Genomic DNA, 24784 nt, shown 5'->3' on the forward strand with positions numbered 1-24784 from the left:
TCCGGTTATACTTTTTATCTGTTAACCCAACCGGGGGCGCCATGCCCCCTTTGGCCCAGCTGGAGTTCGTGATGAAGCCTTCTATCGTATTGTACAAAAGCCTGCCCGCCGATCTGCGTGAACGTCTGGAACAGCACTTCACCGTGCACGCCTTCAACGGCCTGCAGCCGGAGAACCGCGACGAACTGCGCCAGGCGCTGCAGCAGGCCGAAGGGATCATCGGTTCCGGCGGTAAAATTGACGAAGCCTTCCTGCAGCAGGCGCCCAAACTGCGCGCGGCCTCGACCGTTTCCGTCGGCTACGACAACTTCGACGTCGAGGCGCTCAACGCCCATAACGTGCTGCTGATGCACACCCCGACGGTGCTGACCGAAACCGTCGCCGACACCATCATGAGCCTGGTGCTGGCGACCGCGCGCCGGGTGGTGGAAGTGGCGGAGCGGGTGAAGGCCGGCGAATGGCGCGGCAGCATCGGGCCGGACTGGTTCGGCGTCGACGTGCACCATAAAACCATCGGCATCCTCGGCATGGGGCGCATCGGCCTGGCGCTGGCGCAGCGCGCGCACTTCGGCTTCGGCATGCCGGTGCTGTACAACGCCCGCCGCACGCACGAAGAGGCGGAGCAGCGCTTTAACGCGCGCCGCTGCGATCTGGATACCCTGCTGGCCGAGTCGGATTTCGTTTGCATCACGCTGCCGCTGACCGAACAAACCTTCCACATGATCGGCCGCGATCAGCTGGCGAAGATGAAGAAAAGCGGCATTCTGATCAACGCCGGCCGCGGGCCGGTCGTGGATGAGCAGGCGCTGATCGAAGCGCTGCAAAACGGCGTGATCCACGCCGCCGGGTTGGACGTGTTCGAGAAAGAACCGCTGCCGGCCAACTCGCCGCTGCTCAGCATGCCGAACGTGGTGGCGTTGCCGCACATCGGCTCCGCCACCCATGAAACGCGCTACGGCATGGCCGCCTGCGCGGTGGATAATTTGATCGCCGCGTTGACCGGCACGGTGAAAGAAAACTGCGTCAACCCGCAGCTGTTGCGAAAATAACTCAGCGCGGCCGGTGGTCTGCGGATAACCGGCCGTGTTGCTCTTCCTGCTGCGGCGCGAACAGCGCCTGCAGCTGATGTTCTTCGGCGAAGTGCTGCAATTCGGCATCCTGAATTGCCTGAACGATCTCTTCTCGCCAGTTTTTGTCCGTCATCGCTAACCTCCTTTGATGTTCATCGTTTAATCTGCCGCAGCGCGCGCGCAAAGCCAAGCCGAATCAATCCGAAAACGCTCCGCCCTTTCTCTCCTCCCCGAAAAACCCTCGCAGGGAGGAGGCTATTTTTCCGCCGTTTGCCACACTGGGCGCTACCCTGCGAAAAAAACGCTTCCTGCCGCGCGTAAGGAGAGCCATGAAACTGTTACCCCTGCCCTTGTTGATGCTGCTTTCGCCTTCGGCGCTGGCCGGCTGGACGCTGCCGGGTTTCCCGGCCTTCGACGAAACTGCCGCCGGGCTGTTTACCAGCCAGGCCGCGCTGCCCAAAGGCCAGCTGCCGCTGCGCCTGTATCAGGATAACCACTGCTGGCAGCCGGCCGAGGCGGTGAAGCTTAACCAGACGCTGTCGCTGCAGCCCTGCGGCGCCCATCCGCCGGCCAGCTGGCGGCAGTTCCGCGCCGGCGACTATCAGGTGCGCATCGACACCCGCAGCGGCACGCCGACGCTGCAGCTCAGCCTGCGCAGCGCGCCGGAAAGCGCCGCCGTTGTTGCCCGCAGTTGCCCGCGCTGGGACGGCAAGCCGGTCACGGTCGACGTCGCCTCCACCTTCGCCGAAGGCGAAACGCTGCGCGATTTCTATTCCGGCCAAACGGCGCAGGTGAGCCAGGGGAAAATCACGCTGCAGCCCGCCGCCGCCAGCGGCGGCCTGTTGCTGCTGGAGTCCGCCGCCACGGCGAAACCGGCGGCGTTCAGCTGGCATAACGCCACGGTCTACTTCGTGCTGACCGATCGCTTTGAGAACGGCAATCCGGCCAACGACCACAGCTACGGGCGCCGCAGCGACGGCCTGCAGGAAATAGGCACCTTTCACGGCGGCGATCTGGCCGGCCTGACGCAAAAACTGGATTATCTGCAGCAGCTCGGCGTCAACGCCTTGTGGATCAGCTCGCCGCTGGAGCAGATCCACGGCTGGGTCGGCGGCGGCACCAAAGGCGATTTCCCGCATTACGCCTATCACGGCTATTACGCGCTCGACTGGACTCGCCTCGACGCCAACATGGGCACCGAACAGGAGCTGCGCACGCTGGTCGAGCAAGCGCATCGGCGCGGCATTCGCATTCTGTTCGACGTGGTGGTGAACCATGTCGGTTACGCCACGCTGGCGGATATGCAGACGTTTCACTTCGGCTCACTGTATCTGCAAGACGCGGAGGTGGAGAAAACCCTGGGGAAAAACTGGGGCGACTGGCGCCCCGGGCCAGGGCAAAACTGGCACAGTTTCAACGACTACATCAACTTCAGCGACAAGGCGGGCTGGCGCCAATGGTGGGGGAAAAACTGGATCCGCACCGACATCGGCGACTATGACTCACCGGGCTATGACGATCTGACGATGTCGCTGGCCTTCCTGCCGGACATCAAAACCGAAGCGCCCGGCGCCAGCGGCCTGCCGCTGTTCTACCGCCACAAGCCCGACACCGCCGCGCGCGACATTCCCGGCGCCACCACCCGCGATTACCTGACCGTCTGGCTCAGCCAGTGGGTGCGCGATTACGGCATCGACGGTTTTCGCGTCGATACCGCCAAGCACGTGGAAAAACCGACGCTGGCGCTGTTGAAGCAGCGCGCCACGGCGGCATTGGCGGCGTGGAAAGCGGATCATCCGCAGCAGGCGCTGGATGACGCGCCGTTTTGGATGACCGGCGAGGCCTGGGGCCACGGGGTGATGAAAAGCGACTATTACCAAAACGGCTTCGACGCGATGATCAACTTCGACTTCCAGGACCAGGCGGCGCAGGCATTGGGCTGCTTTGCCGACATTGATGCCACCTACCGGCAGATGGCCGAGCGGCTGCAGGATTTCAACGTGCTGAGCTACCTCTCTTCACACGACACCCGGCTGTTCTTCGCCAGCGACGCCAAAGGCTCGCTGCCGCTGCAACAGCGGGCGGCGAACCTGCTGTTGCTGGCGCCGGGCGCGGTGCAGATTTACTACGGCGATGAAAGCGGCCGCCCGCTCGGCCCCACCGGTTCCGATCCGCTGCAGGGCACCCGCTCCGACATGAACTGGCGTGAGCTGCTGGGGGAAAAAGCCCCGATGCTGGCCCACTGGCAACGGTTGGGGCAGTTCCGCGCTCGCCATCCGGCGATCGGCGGCGGCGTGCAAACCCCGCAGCCACACGCCGCCTACTACGCCTTCAGCCGCCGGCTCGGCGACGATAAGGTGATGGTGGTGTGGGCCGGCGAACGGTCACAATAATCCAGCGTAATATGCTACCAATCGGCCAATGGGCGAAGTTTGTGCCCATTGGTCGATTTATCGGCCGCGTTGCAGCGGGGTTTGTCTGGCGGTATGGTGGGGGATTACCTGCTAAGAAACAGTACTGCTGCACCTATGACTTTCTCACTTTTCGGCGAAAAATTTACCCGTTATGCGGGCATTACCCGTTTGATGGACGACCTGAACGAAGGCCTGCGCACCCCCGGTGCCATCATGCTCGGCGGCGGCAACCCGGCGCAGATCCCAGAGATGGAAGCCTACTTCAAACAGCTGTGCCAGGAGATGCTCGATCAGGGCAAACTGACCGAAGCGCTGTGCAACTACGACGGCCCGCAAGGCAAGGACGCGCTGCTGAAAGCGCTGGCCAATCTGCTGCGCGACGAGCTCGGCTGGGAGATTTCGCCACAGAATATTGCACTGACGAACGGCAGCCAAAGCGCGTTTTTCTACTTGTTCAACCTGTTCGCCGGCCGCTACGCCGACGGTTCGCGCCGCCGCGTGCTGTTCCCGCTGGCACCGGAATACATCGGCTATGCCGACGCCGGGCTGGACGAAGGGCTGTTCGTCTCCGCCAAACCGAACATCGAGCTGCTGCCGGACGGCCAGTTCAAATATCACGTTGATTTCGAACACCTCACCATCGGCGACGACATCGGCATGATCTGCGTTTCGCGGCCGACCAACCCGACCGGCAACGTGATCACCGACGAAGAGCTGATGAAGCTCGATCTGCTGGCGCAGCAGCGCGACATTCCGTTGGTGATCGACAACGCCTACGGCGTGCCGTTCCCCGGCATCATCTTCAGCGACGCCACGCCGCTGTGGAACCCGAACACCATCCTGTGCATGAGCCTGTCCAAGCTCGGCCTGCCGGGCTCGCGCTGCGGCATCGTGATCGCCGACGAGAAGGTGATCACCGCGCTGACCAACATGAACGGCATCATCAGCCTGTCACCGGGCAGCATGGGGCCGGCGATGGCGACGGAAATGATCGCGCGCGGCGATCTGCTGCGCCTGTCGAACGAGGTGATTCGCCCGTTCTACAAACAGCGCGTCGAGCACACCATCGAGATTATCCGCCGCTACTTGTCGCCGGAGCGCTGCCTGATCCACAAACCGGAAGGGGCTATCTTCCTCTGGCTGTGGTTCAAGGATCTGCCGATCACCACCGAAGTGCTGTATCAGCGCCTGAAAAAGCGCGGCGTGCTGATGGTGCCGGGTCACTACTTCTTCCCGGGGCTGGAGCACGACTGGCCGCACACCCACCAGTGCATGCGCATGAACTACGTGCCCGATCCGGAGAAAATCGAGCGCGGCGTAGCGATCCTGGCGGAAGAGATCGAACGCGCGCATCAGGAAGGCTAACGCCATCTGATTGAAAATCGACCGATAAAGATATACGATGCATATATCGTATATCTTTTTTTTGGAGGGCTAGCGATGACTCGCATCGTGATCGATTTACCTGAAGAAGACCTGCGGCAGCTCGACAATCTGAAAAATATCCGCCACGTTCCCCGGGCCGAAATCATCCGTCAGGCCGTCTCCCGTTATCTGACGGAGAACCACGTTGAAGATCCCAGCAATGCTTTCGGGCTCTGGTCCGGGGCGATGGGCGATGGCGTAGACTACGAAAATCGTCAGCGCGAGGAGTGGGAATAATGGTGGCTCAACGGGCGTTATTCGACACCAATATCCTGATCGATTATCTCAACGGTATTCCTCAAGCCAAAGACGTTCTGACCGAATACCACATCAACCCGGCTATTAGCGCCATCACCTGGATGGAAGTGATGGTGGGTGCCAAAAAACAGGGGCCGGCGCTGGAGCTGAAAACGCGCCAGTTTTTAGGGCAATTCCTGCTGCTGCCTATTACCGATGAAGTTGCCGAACGCGCCGTAGAACTGCGCCACTCACAGCATGTGAAGCTGCCGGACGCCATTGTCTGGGCCACCGCGCAGGTGGGGTTCCGGACGCTCATCTCCCGCAACCCCAAAGATTTTGGCACTGACAACGGCGTGTTAATGCCTTATCGGCTGTAGTCGGGCAGCGTTACAGCGTCCAGAACAGCACCGCCAGCAGCTGCGGTGACATGATGCGCAGGAACATCGCCAGCGGATACACGGTGGCGTAAGACAGCGCGGCGGCGCCGCTGGTAGGATGCAGACCGTTGGCGAAGGCCAGCGCCGGCGGATCGGTCATCGATCCCGCCAGCATGCCGGACAGCGTCAGGTAGTTCATCTTGCCCACCGTGCGCGCCAGAATACCGACGCTCAGCAGCGGAATGGCGGTGATCAACGCGCCGTACCCGACCCACGTCAGCCCCTCGCCGTGCAGCAAGGTATCGATGAAGTTGCCACCCGACTTCAATCCGACCACCGCCAGAAACAGCACGATACCCAGTTCGCGCAGCGCCAGGTTGGCGCTCGGCGGCATAAACCAGTACAGCTTGCCGATGCTGCCGATGCGCCCCAGGATCAGCGCCGCCACCAGCGGCCCGCCGGCCAGCCCCAGCCGCAATGCCGCCGGGAAGCCGGGCACGAACAGCGGAATGGAGCCGAGCAGCACCCCAAGGCCGATGCCGATAAACACCGGCAGCATCTGCACCTGCTGCAGTTTTTGTTGGGCGTTGCCGACGATTGCCGTCACCGCGTCGATGGCCTCCGGCCGGCCGACCAGGTTCAGAATGTCGCCGAATTGCAGCGTCACGTTGCTGCCGGCCACCAGCTCCACGCCGGCGCGGTTGAGGCGTGAAATCACTACGTCATACTTTTGCTTTAGGTTCAGATCGCGGATTTTCTTGCCCAGCACCTGCTCGTTGGTCACCACCGCCCTCACCACCTGCAGCGCGGTGCCGCGCGTGGACAGCGAGGCGTCCACCTCTTCGCCGATCACCAGTCGGGCGTTCTCCAGATCTTCGCGTTTGCCCACCAGGTGCAGGTAGTCGCCCAGCTCAAGCCGCTCGTGCGGCGCCGGCACCATCAACAGCTCCCCGCGTTTGAGGCGCGAACAGACGATCGCTTCACCATTGAGCAGCGGCACCTGCTTGATCGCCATGCCCTGCAGATTGGGGTTGCGCACCGCCACGTTGATGGCGTGCAGCAGCTCACGCTGATTGCCCAGGCTGCTTTCAAACGCCTGCGCCTCGCGCTCGATGTTGATGCGGAAAAACAGCCGAATCAGCCACATCACCAGCAGGATGCCGCATATGCCGAACGGATAGGCCATGGCGTAACCCATCCCCATGCCGTCCACCAGCGCCGGATCGGAACCGAGATCGGTCAGGATTTGCTGACCGGCGCCCAGCGCCGGGGTGTTGGTGACCGCGCCGGAGAACACGCCGAGGATGATCGGCAGCGGCACGTCGAACAGCTTGTGTACCGCCGCCGCCACGACGCCGCCGGTCAGCACCAGCAGCACCGCGAAGGCGTTGAGGCGCAGCCCGGAGACGCGCAGCGAAGAGAAGAAACCGGGGCCGACCTGAATGCCGATGGTGTACACGAACAGGATCAGGCCAAACTCCTGAATAAAGTGCAGCATGTCCCCGTTCAGGTTGATTTGCCCGCTCTGGGCGAAGTGGCCGACCAGGATGCCGCCGAACAGCACGCCGCCGATGCCCAGCCCAACGCCGTACAGCTTCCAGTTCCCCATCCACAGCCCAATGACGGCCGCCAGCGCCAACATGCTGACGGTCAGGGCGATATCGCTCATAGGTCACATCCTTGCCAAAGTTGAAAAGGAATTTGCGGCCAAAGACACACAATTAACAAGGATTATGACATCGGACAAACGGGGGGACTGTGGCATGCGCCACATAACGCAGCGGGGGAGATCCGTCTGGATCTCCCCCGCATGATGATGACCGTTTTTCAGTCGGTTATTTGGCTTCCAGCTCCGGCGTCGCCCCGATGGCGATGCGCTGCGGCTGCAAGGCTTCCGGCACCTGACGCACCAGATCGATGTGCAGCAGGCCGTTTTCAAATTTGGCCTCCGACACCTGCAGATGCTCCGCCAGGGTGAAGGTCAACTGGAACTCTTTGCACACCAGGCCCTGATGCAGGTATTCGACCTGTTTTTCCGGCGGCGTGGGTTTACCGCTGACGGTCAGCCGCGGCCCTTCCACTTCGATATTCAGTTCGCTCTGCCGGAAACCGGCCAGCGCCAGAGAAATGCGGTAGTGATTGTCATCGCTTTTCTCGATGTTATACGGCGGGAACCCCTGGGGTTCCTGGCCGCCCATTGAGCTGGCCAATTTATCAAAACCAATCCACTGACGCAGAAGCGGGGATAAATCGTAATTACGCATAGGAACAACTCCTTTCATTAAGCGAGATGTGTTTATTCAGCCCCCTGACGGCAGGCTGGGTATTATTTTCCGGCAGCGTACCTGCCGGCGAAACGGAAATTTATTTAATTTCGATGCGGCGCGGTTTTAATGTTTCCGGCACGATGCGTTGCATGTCGATATACAACAGGCCATTCTCCAGTTTGGCGCCTTTAATTTGAATATGTTCGGCCAACTGGAATTTACGCTCGAAATTACGCTCGGCGATGCCCTGATATAAATAGGTTTTTTCTGCCGGTTCGCTATTGTGCGCCCCGCGCACGATCAGCAGATTATCTTGCGTGGTGATCTCCAGCTCCTGCTCGGCAAACCCGGCTACCGCGATGGCGATGCGATAATGATTTTCGTCCACCAGCTCGACATTATAAGGCGGATAACCGCCGTTGCCCTGACTCTGGCCGGCTTCCAGCGCGTTGAACAGGCGATCGAAACCAATGGCGGAACGGTATAGCGGGGAAAGATCAAAATTACGCATAAAACAGCCTCCTAAGGCACTTCAGCGAGGTTGAAATAAATACGCCTTCCACTCTGGACAGGCTAATTAAGCCAGAATTCCCTTACGGCGAATTCTCAATTCGGCTCTGATGATAAAATGGGGGTTGATTTCATCAATTCAACAGGCGAGGATCAAAAAAACTTCGTACCGATTAGGCGAAAGTTTTTTTACCACTTACACTAAAGTGAGAGAGCCGCCACAGAGCGGGATTTTGCTTCTTTTAAAGCAGCGACAGGATGTTATAACTCAGCTTAATTTTAGGGGCACAGCAACCCTGCAGGATGGATTAATGACGACGATGAAAGCGATAGCGACGGGCTGCATGTTGTTGGCGACCAGCGGTTGCTCCAGCGTGATGAGCCATACCGGCCCGAATCAGGGTTACTATCCCGGCACCCGCGCCAGCGTGGACATGCTGAAGGACGACAACACCAGCTGGGCGATGATGCCGCTGGTGGCGCTGGATCTGCCGTTCTCTGCGGTGATGGACACCGTACTGCTGCCTTACGACTATCTGCGTTCCGGCAACGACGCCACCACAGACTCGCCAAAAGCGCGCATCCTGCGCAGCGAGCAGCAGAATCTGGCGGCAACCGGCAATCCCGGCGAAGGCAACGACAGCGCCGCCACACACTAATCACACACGCAGCGGGCCGCCAGGCCCGCCTTACACCTCAACCACAAAGATCTGGTTGAATCCCGCTATCTCGCGCATAAACGCCACTTTCTTGCCGTCCGGTGAAAACACCACGGCGTCCCCCGACGGCGGCTGCGCGCTGCGCTGCGTCAAACGCTGCAGACGGCCGCCGGCGACCTCGCACAGCATCACGCTGTTGTCACACACCAAGGCAATCGCCCCGCCCTGCGGGTGCCAGCTGAAGGCAGACTGGATATCATGCTCGCTGTGGCTCACCTGGCGCGGCTCCCCGCCGTTCGGCGACACCGTCCACAGCTGCACCACGCCGCCGTCGTCCTTCATCAAAAACGCGATCTGGCTGCCGTCCGGCGAGCTGCGCAGCCAGTGGCGCGGTGCGCCGGCCACGCCCGGAAAACGACGATCGCCGGTAAAGGTCACCCGCCGCTGCCTGACGCCCTGCGGCGGCGCCGGCAGCTCGCTTTCCGTTCCCTGCAGCGGCAGAGCGCCCGCCCTGGCGTAATCGGCATCGTTCTCCGGCAGATCGACGATAAACACCTCCGGCAGCTTTTCACCGGCGGCGGACAGCGTATCGCCGATGAACGCCAGCGCCCAGCGCTGCCGGCTGCCGTCGGCCTTACGGTAACCTTCGCGGCCAATCCAGCCTTCTTCGTAAGCACGATTGATCTGATCGCTGCCCGGCTGCGGCTGCGGCACGGTCTCGCTGACCAGCACGCAATAGTGGCTGCCGTCATACTCGCGCGGATGCTGTTTCGGCGGATTGACCCCGTGCAGCGGCACGGCCACCCCGACGTTGCGCAGATCGCGTGCCGGATGGCACTCGTGCATGACGTGATCGTTATAGGTAAAGCTGAGGCGGCTGCCGTCCGGGCTGAATACGTGCACATGGCTGCCGCCGCGCAGCGCGCCGGGGGTGTAGGGGGCGGTGATATCCAGCGCGTCGAGGGTGATGGCCAACTCGCGATCCGGTTCGCTGACGATCACCCCGCGGCGGTGGTGAAAATCATATTGCCAGGCGCTGTCCGGGTGCTCCGGGCCATGGATAAAGGCATAGCGCGCCGGCGCATCGGGGCTGACCGTGACCACGCCGACGTGGGCGCCGTGCTGAGCACGATAAACCACCTCCACCGCGCCGCTGGCGACGTTGACCCGCTCGATGCTCAGACCGGTGAAAGAGGCGCCGCGCGGGCGCACGTCATAAGCCAGCCATTGGCTGTCCGGCGTCCAGACGTTGATATTGGTTAACTGATGCCCGCGAGGGTCGAAAGTCAGCTGTTTTTCCCGATGGCTCATGGCGGTTCTCCTGCGCATGCCGGCACTGAGTTGCCATCTTACCGGATCGGCGGCAGCGTTTCATATGGCGCGCTGCCGCGTGAAGCAAGGTTATTTTTTCAGGGCGTTGAATTCCGTTTTGGCCCTTTGCAACTGCGCGGCGAAGGTGGGCTCCGCGTGCAGTCGGGCAACGATGGCCGAGGCGACCAAGCGCGCGGCGGTCACGTCGCTTTGCCAGTGATAACCGCAAATCACCCGGCTCTGGCCCATCTCATAGCCGCGCTGCAGTATCGTCCCTTGCCTGGGAGGGTTAATCTCCGCCAGCACCAGCGCGGTCGCCCAACCGATGGCGGTGTGCCCGGAAGGATAAGAGCCGTTCGTCGATAGCGTGCTCTCTTCATCCGGTCGGCAAGTGGGCTCATGGTAAAAAGCGAACGGCCGAATGCGCATATAGTGATTTTTGGCGCTGCGGGTAGCCAGATCGCCGGCGTCTTCACGCATTTTCATCACCAGTTTGAACAGCTCCGGCGTATTATCCTGGGTGATTTCCGTACCGAAAGCGCCGGATAATGCGGCGGCGACGCCATCCCCCGTTACGTGTGCGTCGTGATAAGCCTGTTTGCCCCGTTCGGTATTACGCAATAATTTCCCGGCATCATATTGCGCCTTGTCATTCATAAAATCGATGCTGTCAACGGCGGGCGGCGGCGGCAATAACGCCAGGCTGTCTATCGATTGCGACTCTTGCAGAAAATAAACCTCCGGTTGGGTGGTCACATCTTTGGCGGCGAAACCAAACGGTGTCAGCGCGGCGTAGGTTAATGAGGCGAGTAATATTTTTTTCATTGTCGTTCCCTTATTAAAATAATTGAGCGGTTGCGACTTCCTTAACGCAAATAAATAAAAAATCGTGCCGCTAAACTATACGTTAATGATTATTTTTCGCCGCCAGTGCGATCACATTACGCCGTGCCCGCTTTTGCCCGGCGGCCGGGCGACGGGGTTTACAATTAATACAAAAAAGTACAAACTGGATTTTTAAGTCCAAACATTCTGGAGCCGGTATGAACCCCCTCTTCGATGCCATTGTTTCTGCCCATCAACAGCTGCGCCCTCAGGTACGGTTCACGCCATTGGAGCGCAGCGTGCTGCTTTCACAGCAGCTGGGCTGCGAGCTGTATCTGAAATGCGACCATCTGCAGCACACCGGCTCCTTTAAATTTCGCGGCGCCAGCAACAAGTTGCGGTTACTGGATAGCGAGCAACGCCGGCGCGGCGTGATCGCCGCCTCTACCGGCAACCACGGCCAGGCGGTCGCTTTGGCGGGGCAGCTGATGGGCGTTGGCGTCACGGTTTATGCGCCAGAGACGGCGGCGAGCATCAAGCTAGACACCATCCGCGCGCTGGGCGGCACCGTGGAACGGGTGCCGGGCGATGCGCTGAACGCCGAACTGGCCGGGGAACAGGCCGCCCGCGAACAGGGAAAAACCTATATCTCGCCGTATAACGACGAGCAGGTGATCGCCGGCCAGGGCACCTGCGGCATGGAGCTGGTTGAACAGCTCACCGGTCTGGACGCCGTGTTCGTGGCAGTCGGCGGCGGTGGCTATATCGCCGGTATCGGCACCGTTCTGCGGCAATTGTCGCCGAACACGCAGCTTATCGCCTGCTGGCCGGAAAACGCCACCAGCATGTACAGCGCGCTGGAAGCGGGCCATATCTTCCCGGTGGAAGAGCAAGACACCCTGTCCGACGGCACCGCCGGCGGCGTCGAGCCGGGCGCCGTGACCTTCCCGCTGTGCCAACAGCTGATCGACCGCAAAGTGCTGGTCAGCGAGACGGAGATCAAGCACGCGATGCGCCGGATCGCCGCCAGCGATCGGTGGATTATCGAAGGCGCGGCCGGCGTGGCGCTGGCGGCGGCGATTAAACTGGCGCCGGAATACCAGGGGAAAAAAGTGGCGGTGGTGCTGTGCGGTAAAAATATCGTGCTGGAGAAGTACCTCAAGGCCATCGCCGATGCACATCCTTAATCGGCAGCAAATCCTCGCCGCGTTCGACGCCGAGGCCATAACCGCGCTGCTGAAGCAGGGTTTTATCGCCTATTCGCAGCGGCGGGTGCAACAGCCGCCGGTGCAGCACTTCCTGTTCGAACAGGCCGCCGGCGATTGCTGCATCAAATCCGCCTGGCTGGAAGGCGAAGAGATGTTCGTGGTCAAGGTCTCCGCCGGTTTCTATCGCAACGCCGAACGCGGTTTGGCCAGCAATCAGGGGCTGGTGATGGCGTTCTCCGCCCAGACCGGCGAACCTCGGGCGCTGCTGCTGGATGAGGGCTGGCTGACCGCGCTGCGCACCGCACTGGCCGGCCGCATCGCCGCCGAACTGTGCGCGCCGCCGCATATTCAGGCGATCGGCATGGTCGGCACCGGCCTGCAGGCCCGGCTGCAGCTGCAATGTCTGAAACCGGTGACCGATTGCCGCGAAGTGTGGGTGTGGGGCCGCAACGATCAGGCGCTGGCGGCGTATCGGCGCGAAGCCGAGGCCGAAGGTTTTCGGGTGCGGGTTACGCAGGATGCGGCGGAACTGGCGGCGCACTGTCAGCTGATCGTCACTACCACGCCCAGCCGCGAACCGATTTTACAGGCGGCGGATATTCGGCCCGGCACGCACATCACCGCCGTGGGTGCCGACGCGCCCGGCAAGCAGGAGCTGGCGACCGATCTGGTGGCTCGCGCGGACGCACTGCTGGTCGATGCGCTGGCGCAGTGCGCTGACTATGGCGAGATCGCGACGGCTTATCGGCAAAATAGGCTGATTTCAACGCCAATCGTCGAAATGGGCGCCGTCTTGGCGCTGGGAGGGCGGTTGCGAAGCGAGCCGCAACACATCACCATCGCCGATCTTACCGGGCTGGCGATTCAGGATCTGCAGATCGCCAAAGGGGTGTTGGCGGCAATATAAAGGGGCGCCGCAGCGCCCCACTTGATCAGGCGTTGAGCACGAACTTCTCAATGGCGCGCGCCACGCCGTCTTCGGTATTGGCGCCGGTGACAAACTGCGCCACCGCTTTCAGCTCGGGAATGGCGTTGCCCATCGCCACGCCGACGCCGGCATACTCGATCATCGCCGTATCGTTGGCCTGATCCCCCAGCGTCATGATGTTTTCCCGCGCCACGCCGAGGTGCTCGGCCAGCATTCTCACCCCGGCGCCCTTATCGACGTTCTTATGCAGGATTTCGAGGTAGTAAGGCGCGCTTTTCAGAATGGTGTAACGCTCGCGCGTTTCCGCCGGGATGCGCGCAATCGCGTTGTCCAGCAGCGCCGGCTCGTCGATCATCATCACTTTCGGGAAACGCATCTGGCGATCCATCTCCTCCACGCTGCGGTATTTCAACGGAATACCGGTCATTTCCGCCTCGTGTATGGTGTATTTGCCGATGTCTTTGTTCGGGGTATACAGGGTGTCAAAGTCAAACGCCTGGTAGTGAACGCCGAGCTCGCGCGCCATCTGCTCGAAGTGCAGATAGTCCTCGAAGCCCAGGGTTTCCTGCAGAATACAGGCGCCGTCGGCCGCGCGCAGCACCAGCGCGCCGTTGTAGGTTATGCAAAAATCGCCGGGGCCCTGAATGTCCAACTGGCGCAGATAGTCCTGCACGCCGACATAAGGCCGCCCGGTGGCCAGCACCACGTGCACCCCTTTGCGCCGCGCCGCCGCGATAGCCTGCTTTACCGCCGGCGTGATTTGGTGCTGCGGATCCAGCAACGTGCCGTCCATGTCGATCGCAATCAGTTCAATAGCCATTCAACGCTTCTCCCAGTGGTTTTTTCCCATGCTAACGCGTTTCAGCCTTGGCTGTCAGCGCCAAAAAAGGCGTAAAAAAATCCGCGCGGGTCGCCCGGCGCGGATTTTCACAGCCATTAACGCATCAGATATCGATGTTCGCCGCTTTCAGGGCGTTTTCTTCGATAAAGGCGCGGCGCGGCTCAACCGCATCGCCCATCAGCGTGGTGAACAGCTGATCGGCAGCGATGGCGTCCTTGACGGTCACGCGCAGCATGCGGCGGCTTTCCGGATCCATGGTGGTTTCCCACAGCTGCTCCGGGTTCATTTCGCCCAGGCCTTTATAGCGCTGCACCGACAGGCCGCGGCGCGACTCTTTCACCAGCCACTCCAGCGCCTGCTCGAAGCTGTCCACCGGCTGACGACGTTCGCCGCGCTCGATGAACGCGCCGTCTTCGATCAGCCCGCGCAGCTGTTCGCCCAGCTGGCAGATCTTGCGGTACTCGCCGCCGTGGATGAAGTCGAAGTCCAGCTTATAGTCGGTATCCACGCCGTGGGTGCGGATGCGCAGCGCCGGTTCGAACATCTGGCGTTCGCGGTTCTCGAAGATCACGAAGTCATAGCTGCTGCCGTGCTGCTCTTTGTCGTTCAGCGCCTGCACCAGCGAAGCGATCCAGGTTTTCACCTTGGCTTCATCGCTGAGATCGCCTTCGTTCAGCGTCGGCTGATAGATCAGGTTGTTCAGCAGCGCGCGCGGATAGCGGCGCTCCATGCGGCCGATCAGCTTCTGCACGGCATAGTGTTCTGCCACCAGTTTTTCCAGCTGCTCGCCGCCCAGCGCCGGTGCGCTGGCATTGGTATGCAGCGTAGCGCCGTCCATCGCGATGGCGATCTGATACTGATCCATCGCCTCGTCATCTTTGATGTACTGCTCCTGCTTGCCTTTCTTCACCTTGTACAGCGGCGGCTGCGCGATGAACACGTGGCCACGCTCGATGATTTCCGGCATCTGGCGGTAGAAGAAGGTCAACAGCAGCGTACGGATGTGCGAACCGTCGACGTCAGCATCGGTCATGATGATGATGCTGTGGTAACGCAGCTTGTCCGGGCTGTACTCGTCGCGGCCGATGCCGCAACCCAGCGCGGTGATCAGCGTCGCCACTTCCTGCGAGGAGAGCATTTTGTCGAAACGCGCTTTCTCGACGTTGAGGATTTTCCCCTTCAGCGGCAAGATAGCCTGGTTCTTGCGGTTTCGCCCCTGCTTGGCAGAGCCGCCCGCGGAGTCCCCTTCCACCAGGTACAGTTCGGACAGCGCCGGATCGCGTTCCTGGCAGTCCGCCAGCTTGCCCGGCAGGCCGGCCAGATCCAGCGCGCCTTTGCGGCGGGTCATCTCACGCGCTTTACGCGCCGCTTCGCGCGCACGCGCCGCGTCGATGATTTTGCCGACCACGATTTTCGCGTCGCCCGGATTCTCCATCAGGTAATCCACCAGCTTCTCGTTCATCAGCGTTTCAACCGCGGTTTTCACCTCGGAAGAGACCAGCTTGTCCTTGGTCTGAGAAGAGAACTTGGGATCCGGCACCTTCACCGACACCACGGCGATCAGACCTTCACGCGCGTCATCGCCGGTGGCGCTGACCTTGGCCTTCTTGCTGTAGCCTTCCTTCTCCATGTAGCTGTTCAGCGTACGGGTCATCGCGGTACGGAAACCGACCAGGTGCGTGCCGCCGTCGCGCTGCGGAATGTTGTTGGTGAAGCAGTAGATGTTTTCCTGGAAACCGTCGTTCCACTGCAGCGCCACTTCCACGCCGATGTCGTCTTTCACGGTCGAGAAGTAGAACACGTTCGGGTGGATCGGGGTTTTGTTCTTGTTCAGGTACTCGACAAACGCCTTGATGCCGCCTTCGTAATGGAAGTGGTCTTCACGGTCGGTGCGCTTGTCCTTCAGGCGGATAGACACGCCGGAGTTGAGGAAGGACAGCTCGCGCAGACGCTTGGCCAGAATGTCGTACTCGAAATCGGTCACATTGGTGAAGGTCTGGTGGCTCGGCCAGAAGCGCACCATGGTGCCCGTCTGTTCGGTTTCGCCCACCACGGTCAGCGGCGCCTGCGGCTCGCCGTGGCTGTAAGTCTGTTCGTGCACTTTGCCTTCGCGGCGGATCACCAGCTCCAGTTTCTCCGACAGGGCGTTAACCACCGAGACGCCCACGCCGTGCAGGCCGCCGGAAACCTTATAGGAGTTGTCGTCGAATTTACCGCCGGCGTGCAGCACGGTCATGATGACCTCTGCGGCTGAAACCCCTTCTTCCGGGTGAATGCCGGTCGGAATGCCGCGGCCGTCATCCTGTACCGATACCGAGTTGTCGGCATGGATGGTGACCTGAATGTCACTACAGTGGCCCGCGAGCGCTTCGTCGATAGCGTTGTCCACAACCTCGAATACCATGTGGTGCAGACCGGTGCCGTCATCGGTATCGCCGATATACATGCCCGGGCGCTTGCGCACCGCATCCAGCCCTTTTAATACCTTGATACTTGAGGAGTCATAAGAATTCGACATCAACGTTTCTCGCTCATTTTAGTCCTGTGGTTGAACCTCTATTTTACCCTGTTCCACGCGGAACATCTTGCCCTTTTCACCGGCCATGTCGGTCACTTGTTCAGCGCTCACCGCGCTGACAAAAACCTGGGCCTGGGTGGCTTTCAGGCGATCGGCCAGCAACCGGCGACGGCCGGTGTCCAGCTCGGAGGCAAAATCATCAATCAGATACAGGCAACGCCGCCCGCTCTGCCGGGTGAGAAACTCACCCTGCGCCAAGCGCAACGCGCACATCAGCAGCTTAAGCTGACCGCGCGATAACAAATCCTCTACCGGCGTGCCGTCGGCACGAATGCGGAAGTCCGCTTTATGCGGCCCCACCGCGGTATAGGTCAACGCCCTGTCGCGCTCGAACTGGCGCTCCAGCAGCTCGCCGTAGTCGCTCTCTTTGTCCCAGCCGCGCTGGAAGGAGAAGGTCAGGGCGAATTCAGGCAGAAACTGCGCGCAGGTCGCGGTGATATCCGCGGCGATCGCGTCGCTGTATTCCGCCCGCCATTCGCTGATGCGCTCCGCGAGCGGGATCAGTTCCTGATCCCAGGCGCGGATCTGCGCATAGCGACTCACCTGGCGCAGCGCGGCATTGCGCTGCTTCAGTAACCGTTTCAGGTTGCTCCAGGCGGTGAAAAAACCGGGTTCGTTATGAAAACAGCCCCAGTCCAGGAAGGCGCGCCGGAATTTCGGCCCGCCGTTCAGCAGGGTAAAACCTTCGGGGGTGATCAGCTGCATGGGCAGCAGCTGCGCCAGCTCGGCCACCTTGTGGCCATCGCTGCCATCGATGCGTACTTTGCTGTCACCCTGACGGCTCTTGCTCAATCCTACCGACAGCTCGCGCTCCGCGCCTTCGATGCGGCCGTGCAGCACGAACTCCGGCTGGTCGTGGCGAATGACCCGACCGGCCTGCAGGCTGCGAAAGGCGCGGCCGTGGCCGAGCGTATACACCGCTTCCAGCACGCTGGTCTTGCCGCTGCCGTTGGCGCCGACCAGGAAGTTGAATCCCGGCGCCAGCGCCAAATCCGCCGCCTCGATATTGCGGAAGTCTTTAATCAATAAACGCGTCAGAGCCATGCAATCTCTTTACCGATGACGGTGCTGTAATTCAAGGTAACGAGACTACAACCGCATTGGCATGACAACGTAGGCCGCCGCCTGGCTGGCGCCGTCTTCGATCTGCACGCTGGAGACCGAATCGGTCAACAGCAGGCGCACGTCTTCACACTTGAGCGCGTTCAACACGTCCAGCACGTAGCTGACGTTGAAGCCGATCTCCATCTCCGCGCCGTCGTAGCTGACGTCGAGGATCTCTTCCGCCTCTTCCTGCTCCGGGTTGTTGGCGGTGATCTTCAGCTGGTTCTGGCTGACGTACAGTCGCACGCCGCGGAATTTCTCGTTCGAGAGAATCGCCGCGCGGGCAAACGCCTGCTTGAGCAGATCGCAGCCGGCTTCCAGCGTTTTATCCGGGTTCTTCGGCAAGACGCGGCGATAGTCCGGGAAACGGCCGTCAACCAGCTTGGAGGTGAAGATGAAATCGCCGACGTGGGCGCGAATGTTGTTGCTGCCGATCTGCAGCTGCAGCAGCGAATCGCCGCCGTCCAGCAGGCGCACCAGCTCCATCACCCCTTTACGCGGCACGATCACCGAATGCGACGGCAACTGTTGGCCGATCGGCATCGAGCACACCGCCAGGCGGTGGCCGTCGGTCGCGACGGTGCGCAGCTCTTCGCCTTCGGTTTCAAACAGCATGCCGTTCAGGTAATAACGCACGTCCTGATGGGCCATCGAGAACTGGGTGGCTTCGATCAGGCGCTTCAGCGTCGCCTGCGGCAAGGTGAACTCCACCTCGCTCTGCCAGTCGTCCAGGTTCGGGAAGTCCGCCGCCGGCAGCGTGGACAGCGAGAAGCGGCTGCGGCCGGACCGCACCAGCATGCGCTCGCTTTCCAGCGTGACGGCGATCTCCGCCCCTTCCGGCAGGCCGCGGCAGATATCAAAGAATTTGCGCGCGGGCACGGTGGTCGCGCCCGGCTCGTGCGGCTGGGACAGGGCGACGCGCGCCACCATCTCCATCTCCAGATCGGTGCCGGTCAGCAGCAGGGAGCCTTCCGTCACCTGCAGCAGCAGGTTGCCCAGGATCGGCAAGGTCGGGCGGCCGCCCAGCGGGCTGCTCACCTGTTGCAGCGGTTTTAGCAGATGCTCACGTTCAACGATAAATTTCATAGCGCTATGAAGATAATGTTCTGATTAAATTGGAGAAATCTTCTTTGATGTCGTGACTTTCCTCACGCAGCTGCTCGATCTTCCGGCAGGCGTGCAACACCGTGGTATGGTCGCGGCCACCAAACGCATCGCCGATTTCCGGCAGGCTGTGGTTGGTGAGTTCCTTCGCCAACGCCATCGCCATCTGGCGCGGGCGGGCAACGGATCGCGAACGCCGCTTGGACAGCAAATCCGCGACTTTAATCTTGTAATACTCCGCCACCGTCTTTTGGATATTGTCGATGGTGACCAGCTTTTCCTGCAGCGCCAGCAGATCGCGCAGCGCTTCGCGCACGAAATCGATGGTGATGGCCCGGCCGGTAAAGTTGGCGTTGGCGATCACGCGGTTCAGCGCCCCTTCGAGCTCACGCACGTTGGAACGCAGGCGCTTGGCGATGAAGAACGCCACTTCGCCCGGCAGGCGGATGTCGTTTTCGTCGGCCTTTTTCATCAGGATCGCCACGCGGGTTTCCAGCTCCGGCGGCTCGATCGCCACCGTCAGCCCCCAGCCGAAGCGCGACTTCAGACGATCTTCCACCCCGTTGATCTCTTTAGGGTAGCGATCCGAGGTCAGGATGATCTGCTGATTGCCTTCCAACAGAGCGTTAAAGGTATGGAAGAACTCTTCCTGCGAACGCTCCTTGTTGGCGAAGAATTGGATGTCATCGATCAGCAAGGCGTCGACCGAACGGTAGTAACGCTTAAACTCTTCGATGGCGTTGTTCTGCAACGCTTTGACCATGTCCTGCACGAAGCGTTCCGAGTGCATGTAGACCACTTTGGCGTTGGCCTTGCGCGCCATGATGCCGTTGCCGACCGCGTGCAGCAGGTGGGTTTTACCCAGGCCGGTGCCGCCATACAGGAACAGCGGGTTATAGGCGCCGCCCGGGTTGTCCGCCACCTGGCGAGCCGCCGCGCGCGCCAATTGGTTGGACTTACCCTCGACGAAGTTGTCAAAGGTGTGTTTGGGGTTGACGTTGGAGCGGTAAGAGAGCTCGGGTTGCGCCGCCGCGTTGTCCCAGCTCGGGCGCAAAGGCGCGGCCGTGCGCGCCGCGGGAGCCGCAGGGGCGCTGCTGACGCTGGCGGTCACGGTCTGGCTGATCACCTGCGCGATCGGCTTGCTGCCGACTTCAAAACGCAGCAAAGGCGCGTCCGTGCCGCAGAAATCATTCAGCAGACCATTGATGTTGTTTAAGTACTTATCGCGAACCCAATCCAGCACAAAGCGGTTAGGCGCATACAGCGCCAGGGTGTTGTCACTCAGTTCCGCCTGCAATGGGCGTATCCACATACTAAATTCTGTGGCAGGTAACTCATCCTGCAATCGGGCAAGACACTGCTGCCAAAGCGAAAGTGACACGGCGGACTCCACTCGAACAAGATCAATAAAGAAAAGAAACGGGCAACTTTTTTATAACTCATGATTTTTGACACATACCCGGCATCGGCGATTTGCCTGTGGGGGATGCGAACCGCCTTTCACGGTTTGTGTCCCTCACGATCCCGGCATGAGGGATCGCGATCGGAATGACGGATCATAGCGCAATCCGCGCAAGAGATCCTCCCCTTCCTCACAGATTAGATCCATTTTATCCACAGGCCGCGGCCGGCGGCGATCTTTTCACCGTCAGCGCCGGATGACCGCGCAGATCCCGGCCGCTGCGCCGCATTTTTTACATTGTCAACCGGTTATACCCTGTTATCCACGCCGGATCCTGCGATCGCGCGCAAAGGATCTCTCGGGGATCCTTGCGATTTCACCCCGAGTCCGTATAATCTTCGCCCTACGTGTGATACCTGGTTCCTTATGGTGCGTCATTAGCCAGACAGGATTCTGCGGTGACCACGGGCCAAGACCGGATTTTGTTCCGTTATTGGCAGACAACCAGGTAGGCTGGCGCGATGCGAATTGACTCAGGACTGTACAATTATTACAATCCCGCTTCTTTATGTATTGCGATTGAGGCGTCGGTCATCTTCACGCCGAGTAGCCAAACGCGTTTACTGATCAGTAATTATTTTAAGTTTAGGTAGAAATCGCTATGAAACGCACTTTCCAACCGTCCGTATTGAAGCGCAACCGTAGCCACGGTTTCCGTGCTCGTATGGCCACCAAAAATGGTCGTCAAGTTCTGGCCCGCCGTCGTGCGAAAGGCCGTGCTCGTCTGACTGTTTCTAAGTAATAAAGCTAACCCGCTGAGTGGTTAAGCTCGCTTTTCCCAGGGAGTTACGTTTGTTAACTCCCACTCATTTCACTTTCGTCTTCCAGCAGCCACAACGGGCTGGCACGCCGCAAATTACCATCCTCGGCCGCCTGAACCAGCTGGGGCATCCCCGCATCGGTCTTACCGTCGCCAAAAAACACGTCAAACGCGCGCACGAGCGTAATCGGATCAAACGCCTAACCCGCGAAAGCTTCCGCCTGCGCCAGCACGAATTACCGGCGATGGATTTTGTCGTGGTGGCCAAAAAGGGGATAGCGGATTTGGATAACCGCGCGCTGACGGAAGCTTTGGATAAATTATGGCGTCGCCACTGTCGCCAGGCTCCCGCATCCTGATCGGGCTGGTGCGGGCCTATCAGCTCGTCATCAGTCCGCTGCTAGGGCCTCGTTGTCGCTTCCAGCCGACATGCTCTCATTACGCAATTGAGGCATTAAGCAGGTTTGGCATGATAAAAGGCAGTTGGTTAGCATTGAAACGCGTATTAAAATGCCACCCTTTGAACCCAGGTGGCGATGATCCGGTGCCGCCAAAAACCGACGATAACAGAGAACACTAACGATGGATTCGCAACGCAATCTTCTCCTCATCGCTCTGCTGTTCGTGTCTTTCATGATCTGGCAGGCATGGCAAACGGACAACGCTCCGCAGCCGGCCGCACAGACCACGCAACAGACTTCGAACGCAGTAGCCGGTGATGCCGCCAGCCAGGCCGTGCCAGCCAGTGGTCAGGGTAAGCTGATTACCGTGAACACCGACGTGCTGTCACTGACCATCAACACCCGTGGTGGCGATATCGAGCAGGCTAAACTGTTGGCCTACCCGGATACTCTGGGTTCATCGACTCCGTTCCAACTGCTGGAAACCACTCCGTCGTTCGTCTATCAGGCGCAAAGCGGCCTGACCGGTAAAAACGGCCCGGACAACCCGGCCAACGGCGAACGCCCGCTGTATCAGGCGGCGCAAGACAGCTACACCCTGCCGGAAGGCCAGGACGAGCTGCGCATCCCGCTGACCTACACCGATAAAGACGGCGCAGTCTACACCAAGACCTTCGTGCTCAAACGCAACCACTATGCGGTCGGCGTGGATTACAGCATCGACAACAAAGGCGCGACGCCGCTGGAGCTGACCCTGTTCGGCCAGCTGAAGCAAACCACCGAATTGCCTAAACACCGCGACACCGGCAGCAGCAACTTCGCGCTGCACACCTTCCGCGGCGCGGCGTACTCATCCAGCGAGGACAAGTACCAAAAATACGCGTTCGACAAAGATGAAAACCTGAGCGTCACCACCAAAGACGGTTGGGTCGCCATGCTGCAACAGTACTTCGCCACCGCGTGGGTACCGGCGACCAAAGGTGACAACACCTTCTACACCGCCAAACCGGGCGACAACCTGTCCACCATCGGCTTCAAATCTACGCCGGTCGTGGTGCAGCCGGGCGCTCAGCAGCAGCTGAACGCGACCCTGTGGGTCGGCCCGGAGCTGCAGGACCAGATGGCCCAGCTGGCGCCGCACCTGGATCTGACCGTGGATTACGGCTGGCTGTGGTTCATCTCCCAGCCGCTGTTCAAACTGCTGAAGTTTATCCACGGCTTTATCGGTAACTGGGGCTTCTCCATCATCATCATCACCTTCATCGTGCGCGGCATCATGTACCCGCTGACCAAGGCGCAGTACACCTCGATGGCGAAAATGCGCATGCTGCAGCCGAAGCTGCAGGCGATGCGTGAGCGCATCGGCGATGACAAACAGCGCATGAGCCAAGAGATGATGGCGCTGTACAAGGCGGAGAAAGTGAACCCGCTCGGCGGCTGCCTGCCGCTGATCATTCAGATGCCGATCTTCCTGGCGCTGTACTACATGCTGATGGGTTCGGTCGAGCTGCGCCACGCGCCGTTCGCCCTGTGGATCCATGACCTGTCGGCGCAAGACCCGTACTACATCCTGCCAATCCTGATGGGCGTGACGATGTTCTTCATTCAGAAGATGTCGCCGACCACCGTGACTGACCCGATGCAGCAGAAAATCATGACCTTCATGCCGGTGATCTTCACAGTGTTCTTCCTGTGGTTCCCGTCCGGTCTGGTGCTGTACTACATCGTCAGTAACCTGGTGACCATCCTGCAGCAGCAGCTGATTTACCGTGGTCTGGAAAAACGCGGCCTGCACAGCCGCGACAAGAAAAAAAGCTAAGCGTATTGTAGGGGTTCGGCGCGCCGACCCTTGCAGTCACCCCAAAGGCGGTCATTAGACCGCCTTTTTGCATCTTAATCGTCAGAGAGAACCGTTATGAGCACCACCGATACCATCGTAGCCCAAGCCACCCCGCCGGGACGCGGCGGCGTCGGCATTCTGCGCATTTCCGGAAGCAAGGCCAAAGACGTCGCCCAGGCGTTGCTCGGCAAGCTGCCGAAGCCGCGCTACGCTGACTATCTGCCGTTCCGCGACGCTGCCGGCGCCACCCTCGATCAGGGCATCGCGCTGTGGTTCCCGGGGCCGAACTCCTTTACCGGCGAAGACGTGCTGGAACTGCAGGGCCACGGCGGGCCGGTGATCCTCGATCTGTTGCTCAAGCGCGTGCTGGCGCTGCCCGACGTGCGCATCGCCCGGCCCGGCGAATTCTCCGAACGCGCGTTTCTCAACGACAAGCTCGATTTGGCGCAGGCCGAAGCGATCGCCGATCTGATCGACGCCAGCTCCGAGCAGGCGGCGCGCTCGGCGATGAACTCGCTGCAGGGGGCATTTTCCACCCGCATCCACCAGCTCGTGGAAGCGCTCACTCACCTGCGAATCTACGTGGAAGCGGCGATCGACTTTCCGGACGAGGAAATCGACTTCCTGTCCGACGGTAAAATCGAAGCACAACTCAACGACGTGATGGCGGATCTGGATAGCGTGCGCGGCGAAGCGCGCCAGGGCAGCCTGCTGCGCGAAGGGATGAAGGTAGTGATCGCCGGGCGCCCCAACGCCGGTAAATCCAGCCTGCTCAATGCGTTGGCCGGGCGCGAGGCGGCGATCGTCACCGATATCGCCGGCACCACCCGCGACGTCCTGCGCGAACATATCCATATCGACGGCATGCCGCTACACATCATCGACACCGCCGGCCTGCGCGACGCCAGCGACGAAGTGGAGCGCATCGGCATCGAACGTGCATGGAACGAGATCGAACAGGCCGACAGAGTGCTGTTTATGGTCGACGGCACCACCACCGCCGCCACCGAGCCGGCGGAGATCTGGCCGGAGTTTATGGCGCGCCTGCCGGGCACGCTGCCGATCACCGTGGTGCGCAACAAGGCCGACATCACCGGTGAAACGCTGGGTCTGACAGAAGTGAACAACCACTCACTTATTCGCCTGTCGGCCCGCACCGGCGAAGGCGTCGATGTGCTGCGCGATCATCTGAAACAGAGCATGGGCTTCACCAGCAACATGGAAGGCGGCTTCCTGGCGCGCCGTCGTCACCTGCAGGCGCTGGAGCTGGCGGCACAGCACCTGGTGCAAGGCAAAGAACAGTTAGTGAGCGCTTACGCGGGCGAGCTGCTGGCCGAGGAACTGCGCCAGGCGCAGCTGGCCTTGAGCGAAATCACCGGCGAATTCACCTCCGACGATCTGCTGGGCCGCATCTTCTCCAGCTTCTGCATCGGCAAATAATCGCCTGCGGGCGCCATATC

General features: G+C 60.6%; 24 protein-coding genes. 13 read left to right on the forward strand and 11 right to left on the reverse strand.

Annotation, left to right across the window (positions count from 1 at the left end; genetic code table 11):
- Positions 1-71: 71 nt before the first annotated feature.
- Entirely contained in the window at positions 72-1049 is a 978-nt protein-coding gene (gene ghrB, locus ACJ8HN_RS20765) for a glyoxylate/hydroxypyruvate reductase GhrB (RefSeq protein ID WP_016929588.1), read from the forward strand.
- A 1-nt stretch (position 1050) separates the two neighbouring features.
- On the opposite strand, the gene ACJ8HN_RS20770 is transcribed toward ghrB, so the two are convergent.
- Complete coding sequence (locus ACJ8HN_RS20770) at positions 1051-1203, reverse strand: hypothetical protein (protein ID WP_019455508.1); 153 nt, start codon at positions 1201-1203, stop codon at positions 1051-1053.
- A 196-nt stretch (positions 1204-1399) separates the two neighbouring features.
- Between ACJ8HN_RS20770 and ACJ8HN_RS20775 the strand changes: the two genes are divergently transcribed.
- From ACJ8HN_RS20775 to ACJ8HN_RS20790, 4 genes are all read left to right on the forward strand, one after another.
- Complete coding sequence (locus ACJ8HN_RS20775) at positions 1400-3463, forward strand: alpha-amylase (RefSeq protein WP_197860043.1); 2064 nt, start codon at positions 1400-1402, stop codon at positions 3461-3463.
- Positions 3464-3598: 135 nt separating this feature from the next.
- Positions 3599-4849 (forward strand): valine--pyruvate transaminase, encoded by a 1251-nt coding sequence (locus tag ACJ8HN_RS20780; RefSeq protein ID WP_004933935.1) that lies wholly within the window; start codon positions 3599-3601, stop codon positions 4847-4849.
- A 75-nt stretch (positions 4850-4924) separates the two neighbouring features.
- Complete coding sequence (locus tag ACJ8HN_RS20785; protein ID WP_004933932.1) at positions 4925-5146, forward strand: ribbon-helix-helix domain-containing protein; 222 nt, start codon at positions 4925-4927, stop codon at positions 5144-5146.
- A complete protein-coding gene (locus tag ACJ8HN_RS20790) occupies positions 5146-5526 on the forward strand; it encodes a type II toxin-antitoxin system VapC family toxin (RefSeq protein WP_033649548.1) in 381 nt (126 codons plus the stop codon). The genes ACJ8HN_RS20785 and ACJ8HN_RS20790 overlap by 1 nt, the downstream gene beginning before the upstream one ends.
- Before the next feature lie 10 nt (positions 5527-5536).
- Here ACJ8HN_RS20790 and ACJ8HN_RS20795 read toward each other — a convergent pair whose 3' ends face one another.
- From ACJ8HN_RS20795 to ibpA, 3 genes are all read right to left on the reverse strand, one after another.
- Positions 5537-7195, reverse strand: a complete 1659-nt coding sequence (locus ACJ8HN_RS20795) for a putative transporter (RefSeq protein WP_033649549.1) — start codon at positions 7193-7195, stop codon at positions 5537-5539.
- 166 nt (positions 7196-7361) lie between these two features.
- On the reverse strand, positions 7362-7790 hold the full coding sequence (ibpB, locus tag ACJ8HN_RS20800) for a small heat shock chaperone IbpB (RefSeq protein ID WP_004933922.1): 429 nt from the start codon (positions 7788-7790) through the stop codon (positions 7362-7364).
- Positions 7791-7890: 100 nt separating this feature from the next.
- A complete protein-coding gene (gene ibpA, locus ACJ8HN_RS20805) occupies positions 7891-8304 on the reverse strand; it encodes a small heat shock chaperone IbpA (protein WP_047569943.1) in 414 nt (137 codons plus the stop codon).
- A gap of 310 nt (positions 8305-8614) precedes the next feature.
- Here ibpA and ACJ8HN_RS20810 point away from each other — a divergent pair, with 310 nt between their 5' ends.
- Positions 8615-8962 (forward strand): YceK/YidQ family lipoprotein, encoded by a 348-nt coding sequence (locus ACJ8HN_RS20810; RefSeq protein ID WP_049197081.1) that lies wholly within the window; start codon positions 8615-8617, stop codon positions 8960-8962.
- 30 nt (positions 8963-8992) lie between these two features.
- On the opposite strand, the gene ACJ8HN_RS20815 is transcribed toward ACJ8HN_RS20810, so the two are convergent.
- The gene (locus ACJ8HN_RS20815; protein WP_442523894.1) at positions 8993-10273 is read right to left on the reverse strand and encodes a DUF3748 domain-containing protein; all 1281 of its coding nucleotides are present in this window, start codon (positions 10271-10273) and stop codon (positions 8993-8995) included.
- A gap of 90 nt (positions 10274-10363) precedes the next feature.
- Complete coding sequence (locus ACJ8HN_RS20820) at positions 10364-11098, reverse strand: acid phosphatase (protein ID WP_033636536.1); 735 nt, start codon at positions 11096-11098, stop codon at positions 10364-10366.
- A 218-nt stretch (positions 11099-11316) separates the two neighbouring features.
- Between ACJ8HN_RS20820 and ACJ8HN_RS20825 the strand changes: the two genes are divergently transcribed.
- Together ACJ8HN_RS20825 and ACJ8HN_RS20830 are read left to right on the forward strand one after the other, a co-directional pair.
- Positions 11317-12285, forward strand: a complete 969-nt coding sequence (locus ACJ8HN_RS20825; protein WP_442523895.1) for a threonine/serine dehydratase — start codon at positions 11317-11319, stop codon at positions 12283-12285.
- Positions 12272-13213, forward strand: a complete 942-nt coding sequence (locus ACJ8HN_RS20830; protein ID WP_442523896.1) for an ornithine cyclodeaminase family protein — start codon at positions 12272-12274, stop codon at positions 13211-13213. The genes ACJ8HN_RS20825 and ACJ8HN_RS20830 overlap by 14 nt, the downstream gene beginning before the upstream one ends.
- Before the next feature lie 25 nt (positions 13214-13238).
- On the opposite strand, the gene yidA is transcribed toward ACJ8HN_RS20830, so the two are convergent.
- The 5 genes from yidA to dnaA all read right to left on the reverse strand — a co-directional run bounded on the left by yidA (position 13239) and on the right by dnaA (position 20242).
- The gene (yidA, locus tag ACJ8HN_RS20835) at positions 13239-14054 is read right to left on the reverse strand and encodes a sugar-phosphatase (protein WP_033649554.1); all 816 of its coding nucleotides are present in this window, start codon (positions 14052-14054) and stop codon (positions 13239-13241) included.
- Between the two features lie 124 nt (positions 14055-14178).
- Entirely contained in the window at positions 14179-16593 is a 2415-nt protein-coding gene (gene gyrB, locus ACJ8HN_RS20840; protein ID WP_033636532.1) for a DNA topoisomerase (ATP-hydrolyzing) subunit B, read from the reverse strand.
- A gap of 18 nt (positions 16594-16611) precedes the next feature.
- Positions 16612-17697 carry a DNA replication/repair protein RecF gene (recF, locus tag ACJ8HN_RS20845; protein ID WP_033653950.1) on the reverse strand — a complete coding sequence of 362 codons (1086 nt, stop codon included), beginning with the start codon at positions 17695-17697 and terminating at the stop codon, positions 16612-16614.
- A gap of 45 nt (positions 17698-17742) precedes the next feature.
- Positions 17743-18843, reverse strand: a complete 1101-nt coding sequence (gene dnaN, locus ACJ8HN_RS20850; protein ID WP_004933892.1) for a DNA polymerase III subunit beta — start codon at positions 18841-18843, stop codon at positions 17743-17745.
- A gap of 4 nt (positions 18844-18847) precedes the next feature.
- Entirely contained in the window at positions 18848-20242 is a 1395-nt protein-coding gene (gene dnaA, locus ACJ8HN_RS20855; RefSeq protein WP_049235245.1) for a chromosomal replication initiator protein DnaA, read from the reverse strand.
- Between the two features lie 682 nt (positions 20243-20924).
- On the opposite strand from dnaA, the gene rpmH reads away from it, so the two are divergent.
- From rpmH to mnmE, 5 genes are all read left to right on the forward strand, one after another.
- On the forward strand, positions 20925-21065 hold the full coding sequence (gene rpmH / locus ACJ8HN_RS20860; protein WP_000831330.1) for a 50S ribosomal protein L34: 141 nt from the start codon (positions 20925-20927) through the stop codon (positions 21063-21065).
- Positions 21066-21082: 17 nt separating this feature from the next.
- On the forward strand, positions 21083-21442 hold the full coding sequence (rnpA, locus tag ACJ8HN_RS20865; protein WP_004933883.1) for a ribonuclease P protein component: 360 nt from the start codon (positions 21083-21085) through the stop codon (positions 21440-21442).
- Positions 21406-21663 carry a membrane protein insertion efficiency factor YidD gene (yidD, locus tag ACJ8HN_RS20870; RefSeq protein WP_004933881.1) on the forward strand — a complete coding sequence of 86 codons (258 nt, stop codon included), beginning with the start codon at positions 21406-21408 and terminating at the stop codon, positions 21661-21663. Before rnpA ends, yidD begins: the two co-directional genes overlap by 37 nt.
- Before the next feature lie 2 nt (positions 21664-21665).
- On the forward strand, positions 21666-23303 hold the full coding sequence (gene yidC, locus ACJ8HN_RS20875) for a membrane protein insertase YidC (protein WP_016929601.1): 1638 nt from the start codon (positions 21666-21668) through the stop codon (positions 23301-23303).
- Between the two features lie 96 nt (positions 23304-23399).
- Complete coding sequence (gene mnmE / locus ACJ8HN_RS20880) at positions 23400-24764, forward strand: tRNA uridine-5-carboxymethylaminomethyl(34) synthesis GTPase MnmE (protein WP_033649555.1); 1365 nt, start codon at positions 23400-23402, stop codon at positions 24762-24764.
- The last annotated feature ends 20 nt before the right edge of the window (positions 24765-24784 follow it).

This window comes from Serratia sp. CY29653 (assembly GCF_052169255.1).
Lineage (GTDB): Bacteria > Pseudomonadota > Gammaproteobacteria > Enterobacterales > Enterobacteriaceae > Serratia > Serratia sarumanii.